At 71.9% G+C, this 26,465-nt stretch carries 23 protein-coding genes; 19 read left to right on the top strand and 4 right to left on the bottom strand.

Annotation, left to right across the window (positions count from 1 at the left end; translation table 11 throughout):
* Window positions 1-69 precede the first annotated feature (69 nt).
* A complete protein-coding gene (locus RBJ65_RS07660) occupies window positions 70-1,005 on the top strand; it encodes a LysR family transcriptional regulator (RefSeq protein ID WP_306316415.1) in 936 nt (311 codons plus the stop codon).
* Between the two features lie 31 nt (window positions 1,006-1,036).
* Here the strand turns inward: RBJ65_RS07660 and RBJ65_RS07655 are convergent, their stop codons facing one another.
* Both RBJ65_RS07655 and RBJ65_RS07650 read right to left on the bottom strand, forming a co-directional pair.
* Window positions 1,037-2,860, bottom strand: coding sequence for a sialidase family protein (locus RBJ65_RS07655; protein ID WP_306316416.1), 1,824 nt, complete (start codon window positions 2,858-2,860; stop codon window positions 1,037-1,039).
* Between the two features lie 105 nt (window positions 2,861-2,965).
* Entirely contained in the window at window positions 2,966-3,889 is a 924-nt protein-coding gene (locus RBJ65_RS07650) for a zinc-binding dehydrogenase (RefSeq protein ID WP_306316709.1), read from the bottom strand.
* Window positions 3,890-4,031: 142 nt separating this feature from the next.
* Between RBJ65_RS07650 and RBJ65_RS07645 the strand changes: the two genes are divergently transcribed.
* Complete coding sequence (locus RBJ65_RS07645; RefSeq protein WP_306316417.1) at window positions 4,032-4,520, top strand: MarR family winged helix-turn-helix transcriptional regulator; 489 nt, start codon at window positions 4,032-4,034, stop codon at window positions 4,518-4,520.
* Here RBJ65_RS07645 and fdhD read toward each other — a convergent pair.
* On the bottom strand, window positions 4,503-5,351 hold the full coding sequence (gene fdhD / locus RBJ65_RS07640; RefSeq protein WP_306316418.1) for a formate dehydrogenase accessory sulfurtransferase FdhD: 849 nt from the start codon (window positions 5,349-5,351) through the stop codon (window positions 4,503-4,505). The two genes, RBJ65_RS07645 and fdhD, sit on opposite strands and share 18 nt — an antisense overlap.
* A 155-nt stretch (window positions 5,352-5,506) precedes the next feature.
* Here fdhD and RBJ65_RS07635 point away from each other — a divergent pair, with 155 nt between their 5' ends.
* The 4 genes from RBJ65_RS07635 (at window position 5,507) to RBJ65_RS07620 (ending at window position 8,900) form a co-directional block, all read left to right on the top strand.
* Window positions 5,507-6,871, top strand: a complete 1,365-nt coding sequence (locus RBJ65_RS07635; RefSeq protein ID WP_306316419.1) for an OFA family MFS transporter — start codon at window positions 5,507-5,509, stop codon at window positions 6,869-6,871.
* Window positions 6,825-6,974 (top strand): hypothetical protein, encoded by a 150-nt coding sequence (locus tag RBJ65_RS07630; RefSeq protein ID WP_306332116.1) that lies wholly within the window; start codon window positions 6,825-6,827, stop codon window positions 6,972-6,974. The genes RBJ65_RS07635 and RBJ65_RS07630 overlap by 47 nt, the downstream gene beginning before the upstream one ends.
* Window positions 6,975-7,094: 120 nt before the next feature.
* Window positions 7,095-8,054 (top strand): beta-ketoacyl-ACP synthase III, encoded by a 960-nt coding sequence (locus tag RBJ65_RS07625; RefSeq protein ID WP_306316420.1) that lies wholly within the window; start codon window positions 7,095-7,097, stop codon window positions 8,052-8,054.
* Between the two features lie 162 nt (window positions 8,055-8,216).
* Window positions 8,217-8,900 carry a GntR family transcriptional regulator gene (locus tag RBJ65_RS07620; protein WP_306316421.1) on the top strand — a complete coding sequence of 228 codons (684 nt, stop codon included), beginning with the start codon at window positions 8,217-8,219 and terminating at the stop codon, window positions 8,898-8,900.
* Window positions 8,901-8,910: 10 nt separating this feature from the next.
* On the opposite strand, the gene RBJ65_RS07615 is transcribed toward RBJ65_RS07620, so the two are convergent.
* Complete coding sequence (locus RBJ65_RS07615; protein WP_306316422.1) at window positions 8,911-10,077, bottom strand: low temperature requirement protein A; 1,167 nt, start codon at window positions 10,075-10,077, stop codon at window positions 8,911-8,913.
* 238 nt (window positions 10,078-10,315) lie between these two features.
* On the opposite strand from RBJ65_RS07615, the gene RBJ65_RS07610 reads away from it, so the two are divergent.
* The 13 genes from RBJ65_RS07610 to RBJ65_RS07550 all read left to right on the top strand — a co-directional run bounded on the left by RBJ65_RS07610 (window position 10,316) and on the right by RBJ65_RS07550 (window position 26,464).
* Window positions 10,316-11,497, top strand: a complete 1,182-nt coding sequence (locus tag RBJ65_RS07610; protein WP_306316423.1) for an ROK family transcriptional regulator — start codon at window positions 10,316-10,318, stop codon at window positions 11,495-11,497.
* 87 nt (window positions 11,498-11,584) lie between these two features.
* The gene (locus RBJ65_RS07605) at window positions 11,585-13,123 is read left to right on the top strand and encodes a sugar ABC transporter ATP-binding protein (RefSeq protein WP_306316424.1); all 1,539 of its coding nucleotides are present in this window, start codon (window positions 11,585-11,587) and stop codon (window positions 13,121-13,123) included.
* A 149-nt stretch (window positions 13,124-13,272) separates the two neighbouring features.
* Window positions 13,273-14,256 carry an ABC transporter permease gene (locus tag RBJ65_RS07600; RefSeq protein ID WP_306316710.1) on the top strand — a complete coding sequence of 328 codons (984 nt, stop codon included), beginning with the start codon at window positions 13,273-13,275 and terminating at the stop codon, window positions 14,254-14,256.
* A gap of 21 nt (window positions 14,257-14,277) precedes the next feature.
* On the top strand, window positions 14,278-15,345 hold the full coding sequence (locus RBJ65_RS07595; protein WP_306316425.1) for a substrate-binding domain-containing protein: 1,068 nt from the start codon (window positions 14,278-14,280) through the stop codon (window positions 15,343-15,345).
* A gap of 58 nt (window positions 15,346-15,403) precedes the next feature.
* Window positions 15,404-16,660, top strand: a complete 1,257-nt coding sequence (locus RBJ65_RS07590) for a Gfo/Idh/MocA family protein (protein WP_306316426.1) — start codon at window positions 15,404-15,406, stop codon at window positions 16,658-16,660.
* Window positions 16,661-16,663: 3 nt separating this feature from the next.
* Window positions 16,664-17,662, top strand: a complete 999-nt coding sequence (locus RBJ65_RS07585) for a sugar phosphate isomerase/epimerase (RefSeq protein ID WP_306316427.1) — start codon at window positions 16,664-16,666, stop codon at window positions 17,660-17,662.
* Between the two features lie 126 nt (window positions 17,663-17,788).
* Window positions 17,789-20,233, top strand: a complete 2,445-nt coding sequence (locus RBJ65_RS07580; RefSeq protein ID WP_306316428.1) for a PQQ-dependent sugar dehydrogenase — start codon at window positions 17,789-17,791, stop codon at window positions 20,231-20,233.
* A 15-nt stretch (window positions 20,234-20,248) separates the two neighbouring features.
* Window positions 20,249-21,622 (top strand): ThuA domain-containing protein, encoded by a 1,374-nt coding sequence (locus RBJ65_RS07575; RefSeq protein ID WP_306316429.1) that lies wholly within the window; start codon window positions 20,249-20,251, stop codon window positions 21,620-21,622.
* Window positions 21,623-21,794: 172 nt separating this feature from the next.
* Window positions 21,795-22,946 carry an inositol-3-phosphate synthase gene (locus RBJ65_RS07570; RefSeq protein ID WP_306316430.1) on the top strand — a complete coding sequence of 384 codons (1,152 nt, stop codon included), beginning with the start codon at window positions 21,795-21,797 and terminating at the stop codon, window positions 22,944-22,946.
* Complete coding sequence (locus RBJ65_RS07565) at window positions 22,943-24,016, top strand: SCO3242 family prenyltransferase (protein ID WP_372341165.1); 1,074 nt, start codon at window positions 22,943-22,945, stop codon at window positions 24,014-24,016. The genes RBJ65_RS07570 and RBJ65_RS07565 overlap by 4 nt, the downstream gene beginning before the upstream one ends.
* On the top strand, window positions 24,013-24,924 hold the full coding sequence (locus tag RBJ65_RS07560; RefSeq protein ID WP_306316431.1) for a sugar phosphate isomerase/epimerase: 912 nt from the start codon (window positions 24,013-24,015) through the stop codon (window positions 24,922-24,924). Before RBJ65_RS07565 ends, RBJ65_RS07560 begins: the two co-directional genes overlap by 4 nt.
* The gene (locus RBJ65_RS07555; protein WP_306316432.1) at window positions 24,921-25,613 is read left to right on the top strand and encodes an EboA domain-containing protein; all 693 of its coding nucleotides are present in this window, start codon (window positions 24,921-24,923) and stop codon (window positions 25,611-25,613) included. The genes RBJ65_RS07560 and RBJ65_RS07555 overlap by 4 nt, the downstream gene beginning before the upstream one ends.
* A complete protein-coding gene (locus RBJ65_RS07550) occupies window positions 25,613-26,464 on the top strand; it encodes a TatD family hydrolase (protein ID WP_306316433.1) in 852 nt (283 codons plus the stop codon). Before RBJ65_RS07555 ends, RBJ65_RS07550 begins: the two co-directional genes overlap by 1 nt.
* Window position 26,465: the final 1 nt, after the last annotated feature.

Here is a 26,465-nt window from a genome sequence, read left to right as displayed (position 1 = left end):
AGCCGGAAACGATCAAGAGAACAGAAGAATTTCTTGTAGGGGTGCAGGTTTCATCAATAACCTATTGCGGTGTTGGATCTTCGTCACTTGTACGTCCTGCGAGCGATCGCCAAAGAAGGATCGCTCGCGGGCGCCGCGCGCTCGCTGCACTACAGCCAGCCCACCGTCACCCACCATCTGGCCACGCTGGAGGGGCACTTCGGGGCCCGGCTCGTCGAGCGCGGGCCGCGCGGCGCCACGCTCACCGACGTCGGCCGGACCCTGCTGCCGCACGCGGACGCCGTGGTGCGCAGGCTCGGCCGCGCGGAGGACGAGATACGTACGCTGCTCGGCGGCGCGGAGACGGTGCTGCGGGTCGGCGCGTTCCCGACGGCGAGCGCGCTGCTGCTGCCGCGCGCGGTGCGGCAGATCGCCGAGCAGGGCGTCACCTTCGACCTGACCGAGGGCGAACTCCCCGCCCTGCTCGACCTGTTGCGCCGCGACGAACTCCACGTCGCCCTCGTCTTCACCCAGCCCGACGACCCGCTCACCCTCGACGACGGCATCACGCTGCACCCCGTCCTCGACGACCCGCTCGACCTCGTCCTGCCCCCGGAACACCCGTGCGCGAGCCTCGACCGGGTGCCGCTGAAGGCCCTGCGCGAGGAGCCGTGGATCGTCGGCACCACCGCCTGGGACCCCTGCGACCGCCAGCTCGACCGCGCCTGCGAGGAGGCGGGCTACCGCCCCCTCACCGCCCTGCGCTCCGACGACTACGGCGTCATCCAGGGCCACGTCGCGGCGGGCTCGGGTGTCGCCCTGGTCCCTCGCCTCGCGCTCAACTCCCCGCGCGCCGACATCGTCGTCCGCCCCGTCGAGGGCCCCCGCCTCGCCCGCCGCATCTCCGCGGCGACGGTCGGCCCACCCCGCCGCCGCGGCGCCCACGACCTGGTAGCCGCCGTCCGCACCCAGGCCGACCGCATCTCGGCGGACTGGCGGGCCACATCAAGCCCCTGCGGCGCTTGAGCAGCGGGGTCCGGGGCAGCGCCCCGAGACCTCACCCACCCCTCACCCGATCCAAAGGCAACCGCACGACATCCTCCCCACCCGAGGAAACCCGAACGTCATCAATCGCCCCCGTAAAGAACGCCCGACTGTCCATCCGCTGCCCAACATGCACCCCGAACGGCGAGTTCCGACTCACGGACCCCGGCACATCGGCCGCGGAACCGACCTCCACCCCGTCGACGTACATCACCAACTCCCCACCTCCACGCCGAAGTTCGACGTGATGCCACGCCCCATCGTTGTACGCGGACGCCGACCGCACCGACACGGACCGAGGCGCGGCGGAGCCGTCCCGCACCGTCATCAGCCCAGTGATCCGATTCGACGCCGGCTCGCCGCGCAACCACACCTGCGGCTGCGTCGTCCCAATGCCTCCCATCCACAACAACGGCTGCTCCCCACTCGTCGCCGTGTACCGGAACCACAGGGAGGCGCTGAACTCCCGCGTCCCGAGCGGCAACCGCCCGCTGAACGGCAACCGCACCGCGTCGTCCACCCCGTCGAAGGCCAGCGCCCCGCCGGCCCGCCCCTCCGTCTCCCGGGCCCCGCCGAGCACGGCCGCCGCCCGCGCCCCCGGCGCCCGGTCGTCCGTCGTCGGGTCGGGCCCGCGCCGCTCCTTGAGCCAGTCGAGCGTGAACCGGGAGAAGCGGATCTCGTCGCGGGCGTCCACGGCCCCGCCCTCGTACAGCAGCCCCACATGCGCCCGGTCGGCCTGCACCAGGTCCGAATAGCCCGACCAGTCCGTGGTCACGACGGTGCCCCGGTCGAAGCTCTCCCAGGTCCGCCCGCCGTCGTACGAGGACCGGATGGTCATGGTGCGCCGCCGGTCGGGGTCACCGGGACAGGCGAGGAGCAAACGGTCCCCGTCCTCGCCCACCGCCAGCACCGACCCCTGCACCTGCGGCGTATAGAGATCCGGGATCGCCGAGAAGGGCCGGGCGAACGAATCGCCGCCGTCCCGGCTGACGGTGTGCGTCCGGTGCCCGAGGTCGGTGCCGTCCTGCTCGCGCCCGCTGACGTAGATCGTGCCGTCGGGCCGCTCGGCGAGCGCCATCTCGGACGGCTTCTGCCGGAACGTGCCGTCGTCGGCGATCGGCCACGTGTCCTTCGCGCCGACCCGCCAGTGCTCGCCGCCGTCGTCGCTGACCATGAGGGCGGCGTGGTTCGCGGTGACCCGACTGCCGTTCCATGCCTCGGCGTTGACGGCGAAGACGAGGCGGCCGCGGTGGCGGCCGTGGGTCAGCTGAATGCCGTGCGAAGGCCCGGTCGCGTACCAGGAGTTGAAGTCGTCGGGGAGGATCTCGTCACTCAGGTCGCGCGGCTTCGACCAGCTCTGGCCGTCGTCGTCGCTGTACTGCAGATGCGGGGTGCGGTCGCACGGCACATCGCAGTTCTTTCCGTCCGTACGGCCCGTGTTGTACGTCTCCGCCAGCACGATGCGGCCCGTCCTGCGGTCCACGATCGGCGAGGGGTTCCCGTGGGTGTCACCGGCGCCCTCGTTGACGACCTGGAGCGGCGACCAGGTGCGGCCGCCGTCGTGCGAGCGCTTGACGACGATGTCGATGTCACCGGCGTCGGAGCAGTCGTTCGTACGCCCCTCGGCAAAGGCCAGCAGCGTGCCGCGCACGGTCTTCACGACGGACGGTATCCGGTAGCAGGCGTACCCCGGATCCTGTGAGGCCTTGAACAACACCTGCTGCTCAAAGGCGGGTTGGGTTTCGGTGGCCGGCCTCGCGGCGGCCGGGACGGGGAGCGCGGCGGCGACCGTGGCCGCGACCGCGGACACCACCAGGGTTCTCAGACGGACGTGCATGGCGTGGCCCACCCTTCGGGTCGTCCGAACAATCGGACATCCGACGTCCAACGTATGCGCGGCGGACGTTACTTGCGCCGCTCCGCACCCCACAAGAACCTTGCGTCAAGGAACGAGGACGACCTTCCCGGTATTGGCCCGCCCCTCGATCACCGCATGCGCCTTCGCCGCGTCCTCCAACGCGAACTCCCCATGCACGGCGGGCTTCAGAGCGCCCGTCAGATACAGCTCCCACACCTCGCGGCGCCATCGCTCGTACAGCTCCGGCCGCCCGCGCGCGATGAGCCGCATCTGGAAACCGATCACCGACTTCGCGCCCACCAGAAGGTCGTACGCCTCCACCGTCCCGCCGCCCGAGCTGTACGCCACGAGTCGGCCGTGCGGCGCGAGCGCGGCCACCGCGGGCTTCAGCAGCGCGCCGCCGACGGCATCCAGTACGTAGTCCACGGGCTCGCCCCAGGACTCCGCGCCGTACGTCACCACCTCGTCGGCCCCGAGCGCGCGCACGAACTCGGCCTTCCGGACGTCGGACACCGCGGCCACCACCCGCCCGGCGCCCTTCAACTCGGCCAGTTGCAGGGCGAGATGCCCCACCCCGCTCGCCGCCGCGGTCACCAGCGCCGCCTCGCCCGGCTCGGGCCGGGCCGCGTGCAGCGCCCCGTACGCGACGAGCCCGCTGCGCACGAGCGCCACCGCGTCGACCGCGCTCGCGGCGTCCGGCACGGGGGAGGCCATCGCGGTGTGCAGCAGCGCGTAGTCCGCGTAGCCGTGCCCGAAGACAAGCCCGGTGACCCGGTCCCCGGCCGCGTACCCGGTCACCCCCGCACCGAGCGCGACCACCTCGCCCGCGACCTCCCCGCCGAGCGCGATCGGCTCGGCCGCCTCGCGGACCTTGCGGACGACGGGCAGCGTCACCCCAACCACCTCGTTCCGTACGAGGAGTTCACCGGGCCCCGGCTCGGGAACCGGCACCTCCTCCAGGAACAGCACCTCGGGGCCGCCGCCGCGCTCGTACCGGACCCGGCGCATGGATGTCACGCCACCACCACCTCCGCTCGCCCGGACGGCGAGGCCGTCCGCCACTCCATATCCGTTGGAGCTCCCAACGAATGCGACGGACGATACGCGACTTCCGTTGGGGCCACCAACGGTTATTCGCTAGGGTTGCCGCATGAGCGCATCGAGCCCGCCGACGCCAGCCGCCCCCAGCACCATCCGCGATCTGCCCAGTTGGCTGCTCGGGCGGGCCGCCGCGCGCGGGCGTGGGCTCGTCGCCGAAGCGCTCGCCGGGCAAGGGCTGAAGATGTGGCACTACGTGGTGCTCAGCGCGGTCGCGGACCGGCAGCCGGTCGCCCAGGCCGACCTCGTGCGCGGTGTGGGGCTCGACCCCAAGGACATGGTCGGCGTCCTCAACGACCTCCAGGCCGCGGGCCTCGTCGAGCGGACGCCCGACCCCAAGGACCGGCGCAAGAACGCGGTCACCGTCACCGCCGAGGGCGCCCGCCTCGTCGACACCTGCGCCACGGCGGCGCGCGCCGCGAACGACGAACTCCTCGCGCCGCTGACGGCGGGGGAGCGGGACCGGTTCATGGACATGCTGCGGCGCGTCGCGGGGGTCGGGGGCGGCGCGGCCGGAGTGGGGTCAGCCGGTCACGGCTGACGTGTGCAGTGCGATGCGGTCCTCGCCCGCGTACACGTTCATGGAGTTGCCCCGCAGGAAGCCGACCAGTGTCAGGCCCGTCTCGGCCGCGAGGTCCACCGCGAGGGACGAGGGGGCTGACACCGCCGCGAGGACCGGAATCCCCGCCATCACGGCCTTCTGCGCCAGCTCGAACGAGGCGCGGCCGGACACCATGAGGACCGAGCGGGACAGCGGCAGCTCCCCGTTCTGCAGCGCCCGGCCGACGAGCTTGTCCACCGCGTTGTGGCGGCCCACGTCCTCCCGGATGTCGACGAGCCGCCCCGCCTCGTCGAACAGCGCCGCCGCGTGCAGCCCCCCGGTCCTGTCGAAGACCCGCTGGGCCTCCCGCAGCCGGTCGGGGAGCGAGGCGAGCAGTTCCGGTTCGAGCCGCAGCGGGGGCGTGTCGGCGATCGGGAAGCGGGCCGTGGTGCGCACCGCGTCGAGGCTCGCCTTTCCGCACAGGCCGCAGGACGAGGTCGTGTAGACGTTCCGCTCCAGCGTGATGTCGGGCAGCTCGACCCCGGGGGCCGTCCGCACGTCCACCACGTTGTACGTATTACTGCCGTCCTCCGTGGCCCCCGCGCAGTACACGATGTTCTGCAGGTCGGCGGCGGAGCCGAGGACGCCCTCGCTGACCAGGAAGCCGGCCGCGAGCGGGAAGTCGTCGCCCGGGGTGCGCATGGTGATGGCGAGCGGCTTGCCGTTGAGCCGGATCTCCAGGGGTTCCTCGGCGACGAGGGTGTCGGGCCGGGCGGACACCTGGCCGTCCCGTATTCGGATCACCTTGCGTCGTTCCGTGACTCGTCCCATGGGTCCCATTCTCCTGTACCAGAGGTGCCGGGTCGCCGCCGACCTCGCTGTCCGCATCTGGATACTGCCTACAGTATGTGAGCCCCCGAGTTCGTCGACAAGAGTTTGTCCACGGGCTTCCCTAACTCCCGTGCCACTGCCTACCGTTCGGGATCATGAGGCCACCCGTCGCACCTCCCGGCTGGAGCCGCTGGCTCGTCCCCCCGGCCGCACTCGCCGTACACCTCTCCATCGGCCAGGCCTACGCCTGGAGCGTCTTCAAGCCGCCCCTGGAGTCGGCGCTCGGGCTGAGCGGCACGCAGAGCGCGCTGCCGTTCCAGCTCGGCATCGTGATGCTCGGGCTCTCGGCCGCCTTCGGCGGGACGCTCGTCGAGCGCAACGGGCCGCGCTGGGCGATGACCGTCGCGCTCGTCTGCTTCTCCTCCGGCTTCCTGCTGTCCTCGCTCGGCGCCCTCACCGAGCAGTTCTGGCTGATCGTGTTCGGCTACGGGTTCGTCGGCGGCATCGGCCTCGGCATCGGCTACATCTCGCCCGTCTCGACGCTGATCAAGTGGTTCCCCGACCGGCCCGGCATGGCCACCGGCATCGCCATCATGGGCTTCGGCGGCGGCGCGCTCATCGCGTCCCCGTGGAGCGCCCAGATGCTGGAGTCGTTCCCGCTGGGCAGCGGCGGCATCGCGCTCGCGTTCGCGGTGCACGGTGTGGTGTACGCGGTGTTCATGACGCTCGGCGTGCTGCTCGTACGGGTGCCGAGGCCGCGCGCCCCGCAGGGGGAGGGGGCCGAGGGGAAGGCGGTGGCCGCCGCCAGCGGTCCGCAGGTCTCCGCGAAGCAGGCGATCCGTACGCCCCAGTTCTGGTGCCTGTGGGTCGTCCTCACCATGAACGTGACCGCCGGCATCGGCATCCTGGAGAAGGCCGCGCCGATGATCACGGACTTCTTCGCCGACAGCAGCGCCCCGGTCTCCGCCTCCGCCGCCGCGGGCTTCGTCGCGCTGCTGTCCGCCGCGAACATGGCGGGCCGGATCGGCTGGTCCTCGACCTCCGACCTGATCGGCCGCAAGAACATCTACCGCGTCTACCTCGGCGTGGGCGCCCTGATGTACCTGCTCATCGTCCTCTGGGGCGACGCGTCGAAGCCGCTGTTCGTGCTCTGCGCCCTCGTGATCCTCTCCTTCTACGGAGGCGGCTTCGCGACCGTCCCCGCGTATCTGAAGGACCTCTTCGGCACATACCAGGTCGGTGCCATCCACGGCCGGCTGCTCACCGCCTGGTCCACGGCGGGCGTCCTCGGCCCGCTCATCGTGAACTGGGTCGCCGACAGCCAGGAGAGCGCGGGCAAGCACGGCGCCGGCCTGTACGGCCTGTCGCTCATGATCATGATCGGGCTGCTGGTCGTCGGCTTCGTCGCCAACGAACTCGTCCGCCCCGTCCACACCCGCCACCACGTAGTCCCCGCACCCAGGGAGCCCGCAGATGACACCGACGCCGCAGCCCACGACGACCCCCGACAGTCCGCCTAGGCGACGCGGCCTGATCACCGTCGCCTGGCTGTGGGTGGGCCTCCCGCTCGCCTACGGGTTGTACGAACTGGTGCAAAAGGCCACGCAGCTGTTCACCGGGTGACGGTCGGAACTCTCCAAGGCAGAGGTCACTTTCCTGTCACCGGCCGCCACCCGCTACTCGTGAGTCGCTGACCACACTGGGAGACCAGTTCGGGAGATCCGCAGCTCACGAGAGGGTCACATGGTCGGCCACACCGTTGGTTCACGCATTGTCGGCATCGGACACCACCAGCCCGCCAAGATCCTCACCAATGAGGACCTGGCGGGCATCGTCGACACCAACGACGAGTGGATCCGCAGCCGCGTCGGCATCCGCACCCGGCACATCGCGGGCCCCGACGAACCCGTCGACGAGCTGGCCGCGCACGCCGCCGCCAAGGCGCTCGCCTCCGCGGGGCTCCAGGCGACGGACATCGACCTCGTCGTCGTCGCCACCTCCACCGCCGTGGACCGCTCCCCGAACATGGCGGCCCGCGTCGCCGCCCGCCTCGGCATCCCGTCCCCGGCCGCCCTCGACCTGAACGTCGTCTGCGCGGGCTTCACGCACGCCCTCGCCACCGCCGACCACACGCTGCGCGCCGGGGCCGCCAGTCGCGCCCTCGTCGTCGGCGCCGACGAGATGTCCGCCGTCGCCGACTGGACCGACCGCTCCACGTGCGTCCTGGTCGGGGACGGGGCGGGGGCCGTCGTCGTAGAGCCGTGCGCACAGGGCGAGGAGCCGGGGATCGGGCCCGTGCTGTGGGGCTCGGTGCCGGAGATGGGCGACGCCGTCCGCATCGAGGGCGAACCCGCCCGCTTCGCCCAGGAAGGGCAGTCCGTCTACCGCTGGGCCACCCGCTCGCTGCCGCCGCTCGCCCGCGAGGCCTGCGAGAAGGCGGGTCTGGAACCGGCCGAGCTCGCCGCCGTCGTCCTCCACCAGGCCAACCTGCGCATCATCGAACCGCTCGCCGAGAAGATCGGCGCCGTGAACGCCGTGGTCGCGAGGGACGTCGTCGACTCCGGCAACACCTCCGCCGCCAGCGTGCCGATCGCCCTGTCGAAGCTCATCGAGCGCGGCGAACTGGTCAGCGGGGCGCCCGCGTTGCTCTTCGGCTTCGGCGGCAACCTCTCGTACGCGGGGCAGGTCGTGCGCTGCCCGTAGTGACCCGGCGACGTGTGACGAGGTCAACCGAAGTGTGATGAGGCCAACTCGCTCTAGCCGTGGCCATTGTGCTCGGTAAACTGTATTCCAAAGCCAATCCGGCGGAACACCTCGGCCGGAGCCGGCTCGTCGGACGCACCGAAGCACAGGAGGGGGACCGCGATGTTGTCCACAGGACTGCCGCAGGGGGCGGTGCCCAGGCTCGAACGCCCCGGGCCGCTGCGCGAGCGCGTCTACGAGGCGCTCCTCGAACTCATCACGACGCGGGCCCTGCAACCCGGACAGCACCTGGTCGAGAGCGAACTCGCAGGCCACCTCGGCGTCTCCCGGCAGCCCGTGCGCGAGGCCCTGCAGCGCCTGAACACCGAGGGCTGGGTGGACCTGCGCCCGGCCCAGGGCGCGTTCGTGCACGAGCCGACCGAGGAAGAGGCCGACCAACTCCTGAGCGTCCGTACGCTGTTGGAGGCCGAGGCCGCCCGGCTCGCGGCGGCCAACGCGGGCAAGACCGGCATCGCCGAACTGGAAGCGCTGTGCGCCAAGGGTGAGCGGGCCGTCGCCGACGGGGACGTCGACCTGGTCGTCGCCACCAACGCGGAGTTCCACGCCAAGGTCATGACGCTCGCCGGAAACGTCGTCCTCGGCGAGCTCGCCGGTCAGGTCGACCGCCGGGTCCGCTGGTACTACCAGCCCGTCGCCCGGCAGCGCGGAAAGCAGTCCTGGATCGAGCACCGGGAGCTGATCGAGGCCATCTCCGCGCGGGACGAGGCGCGCGCCACGGCGGTGATGCGGGCGCACACCGAGCACACCCGCGAGACGTACCACCACCGCAACGAAGAGGCCTCGTAGGGCACGGCCCTCAGCGGGTCGCGGTGGCGCACGAGGACCACCGCGCCTCGGCGGCCAGCATCGCGACCAGCGCCGCCACCAGCGCGAGCAACTGCGCCAGCGCCGACACGTACACCCCGAGCAGTGCCGTGCCGAGCACCACCGGCACCGCGCCCACCCGGTAACCTGGCGGCAGCAGCCGCATCGCGGCGCGGAACGCCACGTCCCCCGTCAGGAACAGCGCCACGCCGCCCGCGAGCGCCAGCGCCGGACCGGTGTGCAGGTGCTCGCCGATGTGCCCGAGCGACTTCTTGATCCCGGCGGCGAGGAACGCGACGCCAAGCAGCATCGGCAAGAACGCGTAGTAGTACGCGTTCATGGCCAGCTGCCAGCGCCGCTCGGGCGGCGTCGCCGCGAACGCCCGCTCGGCGCCGCCCTCGTCCCGTACGAAATACGTCCACCACAGCGCCCCGGCGAGGGCGAGCGCAAGGAACACACCCGCGAACACACCTGCCGTAAAGGGCAGTTGGCCGACGCCGACGCCGATCGCGATGACGGACTCGCCGAACGACACGATCAGCAGCAGCCCGTGCCGCTCCACGAAGTGCCCCGGATGCAGCGTCCCCAGCTGCGCCCGCACCGCGTCGGACGCCCGCCCGGTGCGATGGGTCGGCCCGAACTCGGCAAGCCGGGGCGTCACGAACTGCACGACGATCGCGAGCACCCAAAGCCCGTCGGCCGCGAGCCCGGAGCACAGCCCAGCGCCCGTAATGACAAGCGCGGCAAGGGAGTTGGGGACCGCGTACCAGATCACGTCACGGCCGTGGCTGCGCGTGTACAGCACGCTGTGCACCACGACGACCATCAGGAAGCCGACGCCGAAGACGACTCCCGCGTCCGAGTCCGGGTCGAAGACGTGCGGGATGGACAGCGCGCAGATCAGGAACGCCCCCATCCCGCACAGCATCAGCAGTCGGCGCGAAGGGCGGTCGGGCGGCACCTGGTTGGTGAGGTAGGCGTACGCGCTGTACATCCAGTAGAGGACCATGAACAGCATCGCCACCCGGCCCGCCGTCGCCCACGACAGATCGTGCGCGATGACGAGGGTGAGCTGGGTGAGCGTGTAGACGAAGACGAGGTCGAAGAAGAGCTCCAGCGTGGTGACCCGCTGGGAATCGTCGGCCGGTTCCGGCGCCATCCGCTGAATTCCCCCTGTGGCGCGGCGTGTTGAGGCGGCCGACAGACTACGCGCACCCGCGCGCGGAGGTCGGGTGCGGGGCTTTGTCCTGTCGCCGGAGAAAGTTCGCGGCAATTCGCGCACCACTTCTTCCCGGACCCGGCAGCCGCTGCTACGTTCCCCATCGAAAGTCAGCGCGAGCGGCACGGCACCACCACCCGAAGAGGCCAGAAGTGGCGGGGAGGGGCACGTGAGACGCATGACGGCTCGTCCTACGAGTGACCACCAGGCGCGGCTGCTGCGGCTGTTGCGCGACGGGGGCCCCAACTCCCGTGCCCAGCTGGGCGATCAGGTGGCACTGTCGCGCTCGCGGCTCGCCGTGGAGGTGGACCGCCTCCTGGAGACCGGGCTCGTGGTCGCCGACGGGCTCGCCGCATCGCGCGGCGGCCGCCGCTCCCACAACGTCCGGCTCGCCCCCTCGCTCCGCTTCCTCGGCGTCGACATCGGCGCGACCTCGGTCGACGTCGCCGTCACCAATGCCGAGCTGGAGATCCTCGGGCACCTCGCCCAGCCCATGGACGTACGCGAGGGGCCGGTCGCCGTCTTCGAGCAAGTCCTCGCCATGGCCGCCAAGTTGAGGGCTTCCGGGCTCGCCGAGGGCTTCGACGGCGCGGGCATCGGGGTCCCCGGGCCCGTGCGGTTCCCCGAAGGTGTGCCGGTCGCGCCGCCGATCATGCCCGGCTGGGACGGCTTCCCGGTCCGCGAGGCGCTCAGCCAGGAGCTGGGCTGCCCCGTCATGGTCGACAACGACGTGAACCTCATGGCGATGGGCGAGCAGCACGCGGGCGTCGCCCGGCAGGCCCGCGACTTCCTCTGCGTCAAGATCGGCACCGGTATCGGCTGCGGCATCGTCGTCGGCGGCGAGGTGCACCGAGGCACCACCGGGTCCGCGGGCGACATCGGGCACATCCGCGTCGAGCAGGACGGCCGACAGTGCGCCTGCGGCAACAAGGGCTGCCTGGAAGCACACTTCAGCGGCGCGGCGCTCGCCCGGGACGCGGAGGCCGCCGCACGCGACGGAAGCTCCGAGGAACTCGCCGCACGCCTGGAGGGCGCGGGCCGGCTCAGCGCCGCCGACGTCGCGGCGGCCGCCGCGGCCGGAGACACCACGTGTCTCGATCTGATCCGCGAGGGCGGCAACCGCACCGGGCAGGTCATCGCGTCCCTCGTCAGCTTCTTCAACCCGGGGCTCGTCGTCATCGGCGGCGGTGTCACCGGACTCGGCCACACCCTGCTGGCCGCCGTACGCACCCAGGTCTACCGCCAGTCGCTCCCCCTGGCGACCGGCAATCTCCCCATCGTCCTCGGGGAGTTGGGGCCCACCGCCGGAGTCATCGGCGGCGCCCGACTGATCAGCGACCACCTGTTCTCACCCGCGTAACGCACTCCCGTCCACGTGCCGCGCGCTCACCCGCGCGGCGCGCGGAGCACGTGCCACCGGTCCGCATCCGCTCTGAGGGGAAGCGTCATGGCGCCTGAGCAACCACCCCTGCTCACCATGTCCGGCATCACCAAGTCGTTCCCCGGCGTGCGCGCCCTGGACGGCGTCGACCTGGAGGTCCAGGCCGGGGAGGTGCACTGTCTGCTCGGCCAGAACGGCGCCGGGAAGTCCACCCTCATCAAGGTCCTCGCCGGCGCGCACCAGCCCGACGACGGAACCATCACCTGGCGCGGCGAACAGGTCGCGCTGCGCTCGCCGATCGCCGCGATGCGCCTCGGCATCGCCACCATCTACCAGGAACTCGACCTGGTGGAGGGCCTGTCCGTGGCCGAGAACGTGTACCTCGGACACGAGCCGACCACCGGCGGATTCGTGGTGCGCGGGCGCGCGGCCCGCGCGGCGACGGCCGCGCTGCTGCGGCGCCTCGGGCACCCGGAGATCGAGCCGGAACGCCTCGTCGGTGACCTCTCCGCCGCCCACCAGCAGATCGTGTCCATGGCCCGCGCGCTCTCCCACGACGTACGCCTCATGGTCATGGACGAGCCGTCCGCCGCGCTCGACCCGGACGAGGTCGAGAACCTCTTCCGCATCGTCGGCGACCTGACCACCGAGGGTGTCGCCGTCGTCTACATCTCCCACCGCCTGGAGGAGATCCGGCGCATCGGCGACCGTGTCACCGTGCTCAAGGACGGCCGCGCGGTCGCGGTCGGACTGCCCGCCGAGCGCACTCCGACCCGGGACATCATCTCCCTGATGACGGGGCGCAACGTCGAGTACGTCTTCCCGGACCGGCCGGGCTCCGGGGCGCGTACGGAACCGGGTGTGGAACCGGGTGTGGAACCGGTCCTGGAGGTGCAATCGCTCGCCCGTAAAGGGGAGTTCGCGCCGCTGGACCTGGAGCTGCACCCCGGTGAGATCGTCGGCCTGGCGGGTCTCGTCGGTTCCGGGCGCTCCGAGATCCTGGAGACGATCTTTGGCGCGCGTAAGCCGACGGCTGGTCAGATCCGGGTGGATGGCAGGCCGTTGCGTACGGGCAGTGTGCGCGCCGCCGTCCGCGCGGGGATCGGACTCGCCCCGGAGGAACGCAAGGCGCAGGCCCTGCTGATGCTGGAATCGGTCACCCGCAACGTCTCCGTCTCCTCCATGTCCCGCTTCTCGTACGGGGGTTGGCTGGACCGGCACCGTGAGCGCGAGGCCGCCCGCGGCGCCACCCGCGAGCTGTCCCTGCGCCCCGAGGACCCCTCCGTCCCGGTGCGTACGCTCTCCGGCGGCAACCAGCAGAAGGCCGTGCTCGCGCGGTGGCTGCTGCGCGGCTGCCGGGTGCTGCTGCTCGACGAGCCGACGCGCGGCGTCGACGTGGGTGCCCGCGCCGAGCTGTACGCCGTGATCCGCCGCCTCGCCGACGAGGGCCTCGCCGTCCTCCTCGTCTCCAGCGAGGTCCCGGAGGTGCTCGGCCTCGCAGACCGGGTCCTGGTCCTGCGCGAAGGCCACGTCGTCCACGAGTCCCCGGCGGCCGACCTCGACGAACACGGGGTTCTGGACCTGGTCCTGGAGGGGGCGCGATGAACGCCGCCGAACCGACCCCGCCCGCACCGTCGAAGGGAGAGGGCGCCGTGCCGCAGCCAGCGTCCACCGAATCCACGCCACCTGACGCCTCCGCCCCGTCTACCGCCTCCGCCTCGCCCACCGCGTCCGCCTCGTCCAGCGCGAGTCCGGTGGCGGACGCCGTGTCGAAGTCCGCCGCGAAGCGGCTCCGCGTCTTCCGTCCCGACGTCCGCACGCTGACCCTGCTCGGCGTCCTCGCCGCCCTCGTCGTGATCGGCGGCGTCACCCAGCCCGACTCCTTCCTGGACACGGACAACCTGCAACTCGTCCTCACCCAGGCCTCCGTCATCGGCGTCGTCACCGTCGGCATGACCTTCGTCATCATCTCCGGCGGCATCGACCTGTCCGTCGGCGCGATCGTCGCCCTCGCCGGAGTGTGGGCCACCACCGTGGCCACCCAGGAGTACGGCTTCGTGGGCGTCCTGTTCACGGCGATCGCCGTCGGCGTCGGCTGCGGCCTGGTCAACGGGGTGCTGATCGCGTACGGCGGCATGGTCCCCTTCATCGCCACCCTCGCGATGCTCGCCTCGGGGCGCGGCCTCGCGTTGCAGATCACCGACGGCAAGACGCAGATGGTCACCGTGCCGGGCGTGCTGCGGCTCGGCGAGCGCGACTCGTACGTCCTCGGGATCCCGCCGCTCGTCCTCGTCTTCGCCGCGGTCACCGTCATCGGCTGGCTCGTCCTCAACCGCACCACGTTCGGCCGCCGCACCGTCGCCGTCGGCGGCAACGCGGAGGCCGCCCGCCTCGCCGGTATCGACGTGCGCCGCCAGCGCCTCTACCTGTATCTGCTCTCCGGCCTGTGCTGCGGCATCGCGGCCTTCCTGCTGATCGTGCTCTCCGGCTCGGGCCAGAACACCAACGGCAACCTGTACGAACTCGACGCCATCGCCGCCGCCATCATCGGCGGCACCCTGCTCACGGGCGGCCGGGGCACCATCGTCGGCTCCGTGCTCGGCGTCCTGATCTTCATCACGATCCAGAACATCTTCGCGCTGAACAACCTGCAGAGCGACGTCCAGCAGATCGCCAAGGGCGCCATCATCGTCGTGGCGGTCCTGGTGCAGCGGCGCACGGCCAACACCACCACCTGACGCCCAGGAAAGGGACACGCCATGCCAGAGACACAGCCTGGGACAACGAGCCGCAGAGGACTGCTCTTCGGCGCCGCCGCGGCCGTCACCGCGGGCGGCCTGCTCACGGCCTGCACCAGCAACGAGCCCAGCGACAAGAGCGACGGCGACGACAAGAAGGCCGCCGACCAGCCGGTCGCGGACGACAAGAAGGGCAAGCAGGTCACCATCGGCTTCGCCGGACCGCAGGCCGACCACGGCTGGCTCAACGCCATCAACGACAACGCCAAGGAACGCGCGAAGAAGTACGCGGACGTCACCCTGGAGACCACCGAGGGCTCGAACGACACGGCCGCGCAGATCGGCCAGGTCGAGACGCTCATCAACAAGAAGGTCGACGTCCTCGTCGTGCTGCCCGCCGACGGCAAGGCACTGACCCAGGTGGGCCTCAAAGCGATGCGCGCGGGCATCCCCGTCGTGAACCTGGACCGGATCTTCAACACCCCGCAGGCGTACCGGTGCTGGATCGGCGGCGACAACTACGGGATGGGGCTCAACGCCGGTCACTACATCGGCGAGAAGCTCAAGGGGAAGAAGAACGCCAAGGTCGTCGAGCTGGCCGGACTCGACAACCTCGAACTCACCAAGCAGCGCACCGAAGGCTTCGACGCCGCCCTGAAGAACTACCCCAACATCAAGAAGGTGGCCCGGCAGGCCGCCGAGTTCACGGTCGAGTCGGGACAGCAGAAGATGTCCCAACTCCTGCAGGCCCAGAAGGACTTCGACGCCCTCTGGAACCACGACGACGACCAAGGCGTCGGCGCCCTGCGCGCCATCGAGCAGGCGGGCCGCGACGACTTCCTGATGGTCGGAGGCGCGGGCGCGCTCTCCGCGTTCGAGAAGATCAAGCAGGACCGGGGCGTCCTGAAGGCCACCGTCCTGTACCCGCCGACCATGGCCGCGTCCGCGATCGACCTCGCCCGCGCCCTCGGGCAGGGCAAGGGCATCAGCGGCATGGCCGAGTACGAGATCCCCGCCCACGTGACCCTGTACTCCGCCGTCGTCGACAAGACCAACGTCGACCAGTACATGCAGACCGGCTTCAAGTGAGGCAGCCCGCCCGTACGACGCACCCCACGAACACCGCGCGCACGAGGAGGACTTCCACATGGCAAGCACGGGCACGAACGGGGAACCGGGGGACGGTGCCGAGGCCCCCGGCGCCGCAAAGCCCGGCCTGGGCGTCGGCATGGTCGGATACGCGTTCATGGGCGCCGCCCACTCACAGGGCTGGCGCACCGTGGACCGCGTCTTCGACCTGCCGCTCGCGCCCCGGCTCGCCGCGATCTGCGGCCGCGACGCCTCGGGCGTACGGGCGGCGGCCGACCGGCTCGGGTGGGCCGCGACCGAGACCGACTGGCGGGCCCTGATCGCCCGGGACGACGTCGACCTCGTCGACATCTGCACCCCCGGCGACAGCCACGCGGAGATCGCCGTCGCCGCCCTTGAGGCCGGCAAGCACGTGCTGTGCGAGAAGCCGCTCGCCAACTCCGTGGAGGAGGCGGAGACGATGGCCGCGGCGGCCGAACGGGCGTATATGAACGGCCAGTTGGCGATGGTCGGCTTCAACTACCGTCGCGTACCGGCCGTCGCCCTCGCCCGCCGCCTGATCACCGAGGGCCGCATCGGCACCCTGCGCCACGTCCGCGCCCACTACCTCCAGGACTGGCTCGTCGACCCGGACTTCCCGCTGACCTGGCGGCTGCAGAAGCCGCACGCGGGCTCCGGCGCCCTCGGCGACCTCGGCGCGCACGCCGTGGACCTCGCCCAGTACCTCGCGGGCGAACCCGTGGCCGGGGTCTCCGCACTCACCGAGACGTTCGTGCGCGAACGCCCGCTCCTGGACGGCGCGTCCTCCGGGCTCTCGGCGGCCGGGGGCGGCGACACCGGCAGCGGGCCCGTCACGGTCGACGACGCCGCCCTGTTCACCGGCCGCTTCGCCTCCGGCGCCCTCGCCTCCTTCGAGGCCACCCGCTTCGCGACCGGCCGCAAGAACGCCCTCACCGTCGAACTCAACGGCTCCCACGGCTCGTTGACCTTCGACCTGGAGCGCCTCAACGAGCTGTCCTTCCACGACCACACCGAACCCGCCGAACACGCGGGCTTCCGCCGCATCCTCGCCACCGAGCCCGGACACCCGTACCTGGAGGCGTGGTGGCCGCCCGGCCACGGCCTCGGCTACGAGCACACCTTCACCCACCAGGCCCGCGACCTGGTGACCGCGATCGCCGAAGGGGCGCAGCCGCGGCCGTCGTTCACCGACGGGCTCCAGGTGCAGCGCGTCCTCGCCGCGGTCGAGGAGAGCGCGGCCAAGAACTCCGTCTATACGCCCGTACCGTCCGGACCCGTGACAGGAGGCGCCTGAACCATGCCCCGCCCGTTCACCCTCTTCACCGGCCAGTGGGCCGACCTGCCCCTCGAAGAAGTCTGCCGACTCGCCCGCGACTTCGGCTACGACGGCCTCGAACTCGCCTGCTGGGGCGACCACTTCGAGGTCGACAAGGCCCTCGCCGACCCCGACTACGTCAAGGGCCGCCACGCCCTCCTCGACACGTACGGCCTCAAGTGCTGGGCCATCTCCAACCACCTCGTCGGGCAGGCCGTCTGCGACGCCATCATCGACGAGCGCCACGAGGCGATCCTGCCCGCCCGCATCTGGGGCGACGGCGAGGCCGAGGGCGTACGGCGACGGGCCGCGGCCGAGATCGAGGACACGGCCCGCGCGGCCGCCGCCCTCGGCGTCGACACCGTCATCGGCTTCACGGGCTCGGCCATCTGGCACCTGGTCGCCATGTTCCCGCCCGCTCCCGAGGCGATGATCGAGCGCGGCTACGAGGACTTCGCCGACCGCTGGAACCCGATCCTCGACGTCTTCGACGCCGAGGGCGTCCGCTTCGCCCACGAGGTGCACCCCAGCGAGATCGCCTACGACTACTGGACCACCCACAAGGCACTCAGGGCAGTCGGCCACCGCCCCGCCTTCGGCCTCAACTTCGACCCCTCCCACTTCGTGTGGCAGGACCTCGACCCGGTCGGCTTCCTCCACGACTTCCGGGACCGGATCTACCACGTGGACTGCAAGGAGGCCCGCAAGCGCCTCGACGGCCGCAACGGCCGCCTCGGCTCCCACCTCCCCTGGGGAGACCCGCGGCGCGGCTGGGACTTCGTCTCGGCGGGCCACGGCGACGTGCCGTGGGAGGACGTGTTCCGCATGCTGCGCTCGATCGACTACTCCGGGCCGATCTCGGTCGAGTGGGAGGACGCGGGCATGGACCGCCTCCAGGGCGCTCCGGAGGCCCTGACCCGCCTCAAGGCCTTCGACTACGAGCCGCCCACCGCGTCCTTCGACGCGGCGTTCAACAGCTGAGCCCGAGTCTGAACCTCCCCACATCAGGCTCGTCCTGATGCGGGGAGGGGCACAGTTCCTTCCGGGGTGACGGCGCACCCCGGCGTATCGCACGACCCGCCCCTCTGTCTCTGTCCGGAGGAACCCGTGCACAGGAAACGCCTGAGAACCCGCAACGCACTCGCCCTGCTCACCGGCACCCTGCTCGCCGCCGCCTCGCTCACCTTCTCGGCGGCAGCGGCCCCCGCCCCCGAGCCCGCTGCCGCGGCCGAGGACTTCCAGCAGGTCACCCTCGCCAAGGGCGCGGAGGAGGTCGGCGAGCCGATGTCGCTCGCCGTCCTGCCGGACCGCAAGGTCCTGCACACCTCCCGCGACGGTGTCCTGCGCCTGACCGACGAGAACGGCACCACCAAGGTCGCCGGCAAACTCGACGTCTACACCCACGACGAAGAGGGCCTCCAAGGCGTCGGCGTCGACCCGAACTTCAGCGAGAACCGCGCGATCTACCTCTACTACGCGCCCCCGCTGAACACTCCGGCCGGCGACGCCCCCAACGACGGTACCGCCGCCGACTTCGCCCCCTTCGACGGCTACAACCGGCTCTCCCGCTTCACACTCAACACCGACGGCACGCTGAACAAGGACTCCGAGACCAAGGTCCTCGACGTCCAGACCTCGCGCGGCATCTGCTGCCACGTCGGCGGCGACATCGACTTCGACAAGGACGGCAACCTGTACCTGTCGACGGGCGACGACTCCAACCCCTTCGCCTCCGACGGCTACACGCCCATCGACGAGCAGAGCACCCGCAACCCGGCCTACGACGCCCAGCGTTCCTCCGGGAACACCAACGACCTGCGCGGCAAGATCCTCCGCGTCAAGGTCGCGGAGGACGGCTCGTACACCATCCCGGACGGCAACCTCTTCGCCCCCGGCACCGACAAGACGCGCCCCGAGATCTACGCGATGGGCTTCCGCAATCCGTTCCGGATGAGCGTCGACAAGCCCACCGGCATCGTCTACGTGGGTGACTACGGGCCCGACGCGGGCACCGCCGACCCGGGGCGCGGACCGGCAGGGCAGGTCGAGTTCGCGCGCGTGACGAAGGCCGGCAACTTCGGCTGGCCGTACTGCACCGGCGACAACGACGCCTACGTGGACTACGACTTCGCGACGAAGACCTCCGGCGCGAGCTTCGACTGCGCGGCGCCGAAGAACACCTCGCCGCACAACACGGGCCTCACCGACCTGCCGCCCGCGCAGGCCGCCTGGATCCCGTACGACGGCGGCTCCCTCCCCGAATTCGGCTCCGGCTCCGAGTCCCCGATGGGCGGACCCGTCTACCGCTACGACGCCGCCAACACCTCCCCGGTGAAGTTCCCGGAGGCGTACGACGGCGACTTCTTCGCCGGAGAGTTCGGCCGCCAGTGGATCAAGCGGATCGAGCAGGACGCCGACGGCAAGGTCACCTCGATCAACCCGTTCCCGTGGACCGGCACCCAGGTCATGGACATGGCCTTCGGCCCCGACGGCGCGCTGTACGTCCTCGACTACGGCCTCTCCTGGTTCGGCGGCGACGAGAACTCCGCCCTGTACCGCATCGAGAACGCCACGGACGGCCACTCGCCGACCGTCGACGCCAAGGCCGACAAGACGTCCGGACAGGCGCCCCTGAGGGTGAAGTTCAGCTCCACGGCGTCCGACGCCGACGGCGGCACGCTCACCTACTCCTGGAACTTCGGCGATGGCACCACCGGCACCGGCGCCGCGCCCACCCACACGTACAAGAAGAACGGCACCTACACCGCGACCGTGACCGTCAAGGACTCCACGGGCCGCACCGGCAGCGCCGACGTGCACCTCGTCGTCGGCAACACCGCGCCCACGGTGACCCTGCAACTGCCCGCCGACGGCCAGCTGTTCACCTTCGGCGACAAGGTCCCCTTCAAGGTGACGGTCACCGACCCGGAGGACGGGACGATCGACTGCTCCAAGGTCAAGGTCACCCACATCCTCGGCCACGACAGCCACGGCCACCCGATCACCTCGGCCACCGGCTGCTCCGGCACCATCCAGACCAGCGCCGACAGTGAACACGACCCGAACGCCAACGTCTTCGGTGTCTTCGACGCCGAGTACACCGACAACGGCGCCAACGGTCAGCCGGCCCTGACCACGCACGACCAGCACGTCACCCAGCAGAAGCACCGCCAGGCCGAGCACTACGGCGACTCCAGGGGTGTCTCCGTCGTCAGCCACGAGGCGGCCAACGGCGGCAAGGCGGTCGGCACCATCGAGAACGGCGACTGGATCTCCTTCAAGCCGTACGCGATCGGCAACGCCACGTCCCTGAAGGCGCGCGTCGCCTCCGCGGGCCCCGGCGGCACCCTGGAGATCCGCACCGGCTCCGCCACCGGCCGACTCGTCGGCAGCGCGAAGGTCGCGCCGACCGGCTCCTGGGAGACGTACACCGACGTCACCACCGCGATCAACAAGCCGCCCACCAAGAGCACCACGCTCTACCTGGTCTTCAAGGGCTCGGGCGGCAACAACCTCTTCGAGGTCGACGACTTCACCTTCACCACGAGCTGAGAGGAGCGAGGCAGCATGCGCACCTCCGTACGCGTCGGTTTCGCGACGGCCGCCGCCGCCCTGCTCATCGGCGGGCTCACGGCCCCGGCCTCCTCGGCGCCCCAGGGCGCCGGGGCGGCCCGGGACCGGGTCCTGGTGTTCTCCAAGACCGCCGGATTCCGGCACGACTCCATCCCCGAGGGCATCGCCGCCCTGAAGGAACTCGGCGCCGCCGAGCGGCTCGCCGTCGACACCACCGAGGACGCGACCGCGTTCACCCCCGGCAACCTCGCCCGGTACAAGGCCGTCGTCTTCCTCTCCACCACAGGCGACGTCCTCGACGCCGCCCAACAGAAGGCGTTCGAGGAGTACGTCGCCCAGGGCGGCGGCTACCTCGGCGTGCACGCCGCCGCCGACACCGAGTACGACTGGAGCTACTACGGCGGCCTCGTCGGCGCCTGGTTCCAGGGGCATCCGGCGATCCAGCCGGCCACGGTCCGCGTCGAGGACCACAGCCACCCGGCCACGCGTGAACTCCCGGCCGCCTGGCAGCGCACCGACGAGTGGTACAACTACCGCTCCAACCCGCGCGAGAACGTCCACGTGCTCGCCTCGCTCGACGAGACCACGTACTCCGGCGGCACCATGAACGGCGATCATCCTATCGCCTGGTGCCAGTCCTACGGCGGCGGCCGCTCCTTCTATACAGGCGGCGGCCATACCAAGGAGTCCTACGCCGACCCGGCCTTCCGCTCGCACCTGCGCGGCGGCCTCCAGTACGTCACCGGTCGCGTGGCGGCCAACTGCCGCCCCAACACCGGCTACCGGAACATCTTCAACGGCGAGACCCTCGACGGCTGGAAACAGGCCGGGCCGGGAAGCTTCGCGGTCCGCGACGGCACCCTCACCTCCCAAGGCGGCATGGGCCTGCTCTGGTACCACGCCAAGGAGCTCACCTCGTACTCCCTCAAGCTCGACTGGAAGATGGCGAGCGCCGACGGCGACGACAACTCCGGTGTCTTCGTGGGCTTCCCGGCCTCCGACGACCCCTGGTCCGCCGTCGACAAGGGCTACGAGATCCAGATCGACGCCACCGACGCACCCGACCGCACCACCGGCGCGATCTACTCCTTCCAGTCCGCCGACCTCGCGGCCCGCGACAAGGCCCTGAAGCCGCCGGGGGAGTGGAACTCCTACGAGATCACGGTGCGCGGGGAACGCCTCCAGGTGTTCCTCAACGGAGTCAAGATCAACGACTTCGTCAACAAGGACCCCGAACGGAGCCTGGCCTCCGGCCACATCGGCCTGCAGAACCACGGCGACTCCGACCAGGTGTCCTTCCGCAAGATCCGCCTGAAGGAACTCGCGGCCACGTCCGACGCGAGTGCGGTGTCCGCCGCGGGCGATTAGGACGGCGGCGGGCGAGGTACGCCGGATCCTCGCCCGCCGCCTTGCCCCGCGGGGCTCGGTGCGGCGTGCATCGGGTTCGTGTGCCGTGTCGCGCGCGTGGCCCGGCCCGACCCCGGGTGCGGCTCCGCGCGCGACACCGCGCACCACTTCACGTTCGACCAGGAGGCTGCCCATGTCCGTCGGACCGATCCCCTCCCCGTCCCTGTCCCCCTCCCGCCGGCGCTTCGGCGTGTGGCTGGTCGGGGCGCGCGGCTCCGTCGCCACCACGGCGATCGCGGGCTGCGCCGCCGTCTCCGCCGGGCTGCATCCGCCGTCCGGCATGGTCACGGAGACCGGGCCGTTGGCCGGGGCGGGCCTGCCGCCCCTCGCCTCGCTGGTCTTCGGCGGCCACGACACCCTCGACTGCCCGCTGCCCAAGCGCGCCGAACACCTCGCCGCCGGGGGAGTGCTGCCGCACGACCTGCCGGGCGCGGTGCACGGCGAACTCGCCGCCGCCGACCGGGAGATCAGGCCCGGCGGCCCGCTCCCCGGCGACGGCCGCACCCAGGACGAGCTGATCGCCGCCTTCACCGCCGACATCCTCACCTTCGTACGACGCCACGCCCTCGCCAAAGCCGTCGTCGTCAACGTCGCCTCCACCGAGCCGCCGCCACCCGACGACCGCCACCTCCCGGCCAGCTCCCTGTACGCGGCGGCGGCCCTGCGCGCCGGTTGCCCGTACATCAACTTCACCCCCTCCATGGGACTTCACCACCCTTCGCTCCGGCACGCGGCACACACCGCGGGCGTCCCGTTCGCGGGCCGCGACGGCAAGACCGGGCAGACGCTGCTGCGGTCCGTGCTCGGCCCGATGTTCCGCAGGCGCGCGCTCGACGTGCGCGCCTGGTCGGGCACCAACCTGCTCGGCGGCGGCGACGGCGCGGCCCTCGCCGACCCGGCCGCGGCCGCCGCCAAGAACGCCGGCAAGGAACGCGTCCTCGCCGACACCCTCGGCGCCGTCCCCGAGGGCGAGGTGCACATCGACGAGGTCCCGGCGCTCGGCGACTGGAAGACGGCGTGGGACCACATCGCCTTCGACGGCTTCCTCGGCGCGCGGATGACCCTGCAGACCACGTGGCAGGGCTGCGACTCGGCGCTCGCCGCGCCCCTCGTCCTCGACCTGGCCCGCCTCCTGCTCCGCGCCGCCGACGCCGGACTCACCGGCCCCCGCCCCGAGCTGGCCTTCTACTTCAAGGACCCCGACCCCGGCGCCACGTCCGACCTCGACCGGCAGTACGAGGCACTGCTCGCCTTCGCGGCCCGGCTGCGCGACGGTGCCGCGTGAGCGCGGGACGGGGCGCGGGCGGGGGAGCGGGTGTGGGTCCGGGGCCGGGCGCGGGGCTGCGGGGCCACGGTCGGGCGTGGGCCGAACTCCTGCGCCTGCCCGCCCTGTTGACCGTGCCGGGGGACGCCCTGGCCGGGGCCGCGTCGACCGGGTCCCGCCCGACCCGCGGCACCCTCCTGGCCGTCGGCGCCTCCCTCAGCCTGTACGCGGCGGGCATGGCCCTCAACGACTGGGCCGACCGCCACGAGGACGCCCGCGACCGCCCGCACCGCCCCCTGCCCTCCGGCCGCGTCCGCCCCGCCCACGCCCTGGCGGCGGCGGGAGCGCTGACCGCCTCGGGCCTCGCCCTCGCTTTCCGTGCCGACCGCAGGACGGGAGCGCTGGCCACGGCTCTCGCCGCGACGGTGTGGGCGTACGACCTGCGGCTGAAGAGTACGGTGGCCGGGCCGGCGGCGATGGGCGCGGCCCGCGGCCTCGACCTCCTGATGGGCGCGTCCGCCTCGACCCCGACGCCCGCCTCGACCCGGATGGGCGCCCTGGGCCCGGCCCTCACGGCCGCCACCACCCTCGCCACCCACACCACCGCGATCACCACGGTCTCCCGAACCGAGACCCAAGGCGGCTCCACCGCCGCCCCGTTGACGGCCCTGGCCACGGGAGCCGCCATCGCGGCGAGCCTCCTCGCCACCCGCGCGAGGGGACCGTTTCCCGAGCCGGTCCGCACCACCCGCGCGTGGGGACCGCCTCCGGAGCGGACCGGGGTCCTCCCGGCCCTGCCACCGCACGGCTCGCGCCCACGGCCCGCGCGGCGCCCAGCCGAGCGCGCCGCCCCGCTCGCCGTCCTCCTCCCCGCCACCGCATACGCCACCACCGTCCTACGCCCCCTTCTGCACGCCGCCCTCAACCCTTCGCCCCCGCTCACCCAACGCGCCGTCGGCGCCGGAATCCGTGGACTCGTCCCCCTCCAGGCCGCGCTCGCCGCCCGCTCCGGCGCCCCGGCGACCGCGCTCGCGACCCTCGCCCTCGTCCCGCCCGCCCGTCGCTTCGCGAAGAAGGTGAGCGTCACATGAGCGCGCACGGCCGCACCGAACCCGCCCCACCACGCTGGGGCTACGGCACCAACGGCCTCACCGACCTGCGCCTGTCCGACGCCCTCGCCCTCCTCGGCGACCTCGGGTACGACGGCGTCGGGCTCACCCTCGACCACATGCATCTCGACCCCCTCGCCCCGGACCTCGCGGCCCGTACCCGCCACGCCGCCCGCGTCCTCGCACGGCACCGGCTCACGGCCACCGTGGAGACCGGCGGCCGGTACGTGCTCGATCCGCGTCGCAAACACGGCCCCTCCCTTCTCGACCCGGACCCCGACGCCAGGGCCGCCCGCACACGACTGCTCATCCGCGCCGTGCGGGTCGCCGTCGACCTGGGTGCCCACGCGGTGCACTGCTTCAGCGGCAGCGCGCCCGACGACACAGACCCCGACTCCGACCCCGACCGCGACCTCGCCTGGAAGCGCCTCGCCGACGCCCTCACCCCCGTAATGGAAGCGGCCGAGGCCGCCGGTGTTCCGCTCGCCGTCGAGCCCGAGCCCGGTCATCTCCTCGCCACGCTCGCCGACTTCCACCGGCTGCGCCGCGACCTGGGTGGCCCCGACGTCCTCGGTCTCACCCTCGACATCGGGCACTGCCAGTGCCTTGAGCCGCTGCCACCCGCCGACTGTGTGCGAGCGGCGGCGCCCTGGCTGCGGCACGTGCAGATCGAGGACATGCGGCGGGGCGTCCACGAACATCTCCCGTTCGGCGAAGGGGAGATCGACTTTCCGCCCGTGCTCGACGCCCTCGCCGCCACCGGCTACGGGGGCCTGACCGTCGTCGAACTGCCCCGCCACTCCCACACCGGACCCCAACTGGCGGCCCGGTCCCTCGACTTCCTGCGCACCGCGGCCCAGGCCGCCGTACCGCAAGGAGGCACACCGTGACGCATGGCACCCACCCGGCCCTCGACACCCTCCGCGAGCGCCTCGACGCGACCCTGGAGCCGGCCGCCCGGGCCTGGCTGGACGCGGCACTCGCTGATGCCGATGCCGATGCCGATGCCGATGCCGAGGTCGAGGCAGGCATACATGAACTCGCCGCCTCCCCATGGGAGTTGCGGTTCGCCGAAGCCGGTCGGCGCACGAGTGACGAGCACGCCGACACCGTCCGCGTTCTGCTGCTGCACGCCGCCCGCGCCGACACCCCCACCCTCGCCGCCCTGTACACGCAGGGCTCCGCCGCCGAGCGCCGCGCCGTACTGCTCGCCCTGCCCCACCTGGTCGAAGGGCCCGACGCCCGCCCCCTAGTCGAGGACGCGCTGCGCGCCAACGACACCCGCCTCGTGGCCGCCGCCGTCGGCCCGTACGCGGCCACGCACCTGCCCGCCCACGCGTGGCGGCACGCCGTCCTCAAGTGCCTGTTCACCGGGGTGCCGGTGGACGCCGTGGCGGGCCTCGCCGAGCGCGCTCGCGGTGACCGCGAACTCGCGCGCATGGTGTGTGACTTCGCCGACGAACGCCGCGCCGCGGGGCGCCCCGTACCCGACGACCTGCACCTTGTCCTCTCCCTGACCGCACCCGGGTCCGAGCCCCCGTCGGGCGGCCGGGGCGAACCCCACGGCAAGGAGTCCTGATGCGCATCTTCGACCCCCACATCCACATGACCTCGCGCACCACCGACGACTACAAGGCCATGCACGCCGCCGGGGTGCGCGCCCTCGTCGAGCCCGCCTTCTGGCTCGGCCAGCCCCGCACCTCGCCCGCCTCCTTCTTCGACTACTTCGACTCGCTGCTGGGCTGGGAGCCGTTCCGCGCCGCGCAGTACGGGATCGCCCACCACTGCACGCTCGCCCTCAACCCGAAGGAGGCGAACGACCCGCGCTGCATGCCCGTCCTGGGCGCGCTGCCCCGCTACCTCGTGAAGGACGGTGTCGTAGCCGTCGGCGAGATCGGCTACGACTCCATGACCGCCGCCGAGGACACCGCGCTCGCGGCCCAGCTCCAACTCGCCGCCGACCATGAACTCCCCGCCCTGGTGCACACCCCGCACCGCGACAAGCTCGCGGGCCTGCGGCGCACCCTCGACGTCGTCCGCGAGTCCGCGCTGCCCGTCGAGCGCGTCCTCATCGACCACCTCAACGAGACCACCGTCAAAGAGGCCAAGGACTCCGGGGCCTGGCTCGGCTTCTCCGTCTACCCCGACACGAAGATGGACGAGGCCCGCATGGTGGAGGTCCTGCGCGCCCACGGCCCGGAGAAGGTCCTCGTCAACTCCGCCGCCGACTGGGGCAACAGCGACCCCCTCAAGACCCGCAGGGTCGCCGACCTCATGCTCGCCTCCGGGTTCACCGACGACGACGTCGACCAGGTGCTGTGGCGCAACCCGGTCGCCTTCTACGGACTCAGCGGGCGGCTCCGGCTCGACACCCACGCACCGGAGTCCGCCACCCACGAAGGCAACTCGATCCTGCGCGGAGGTGAGTGAC

Origin of the sequence: Streptomyces sp. KL109B (assembly GCF_030766935.1) — a bacterium.
Taxonomy (GTDB): Bacteria; Actinomycetota; Actinomycetes; order Streptomycetales; family Streptomycetaceae; genus Streptomyces.
The sequence above is the reverse complement of the archived record's forward strand: the minus strand, read 5'-3'. Positions and strand labels throughout refer to the sequence as shown.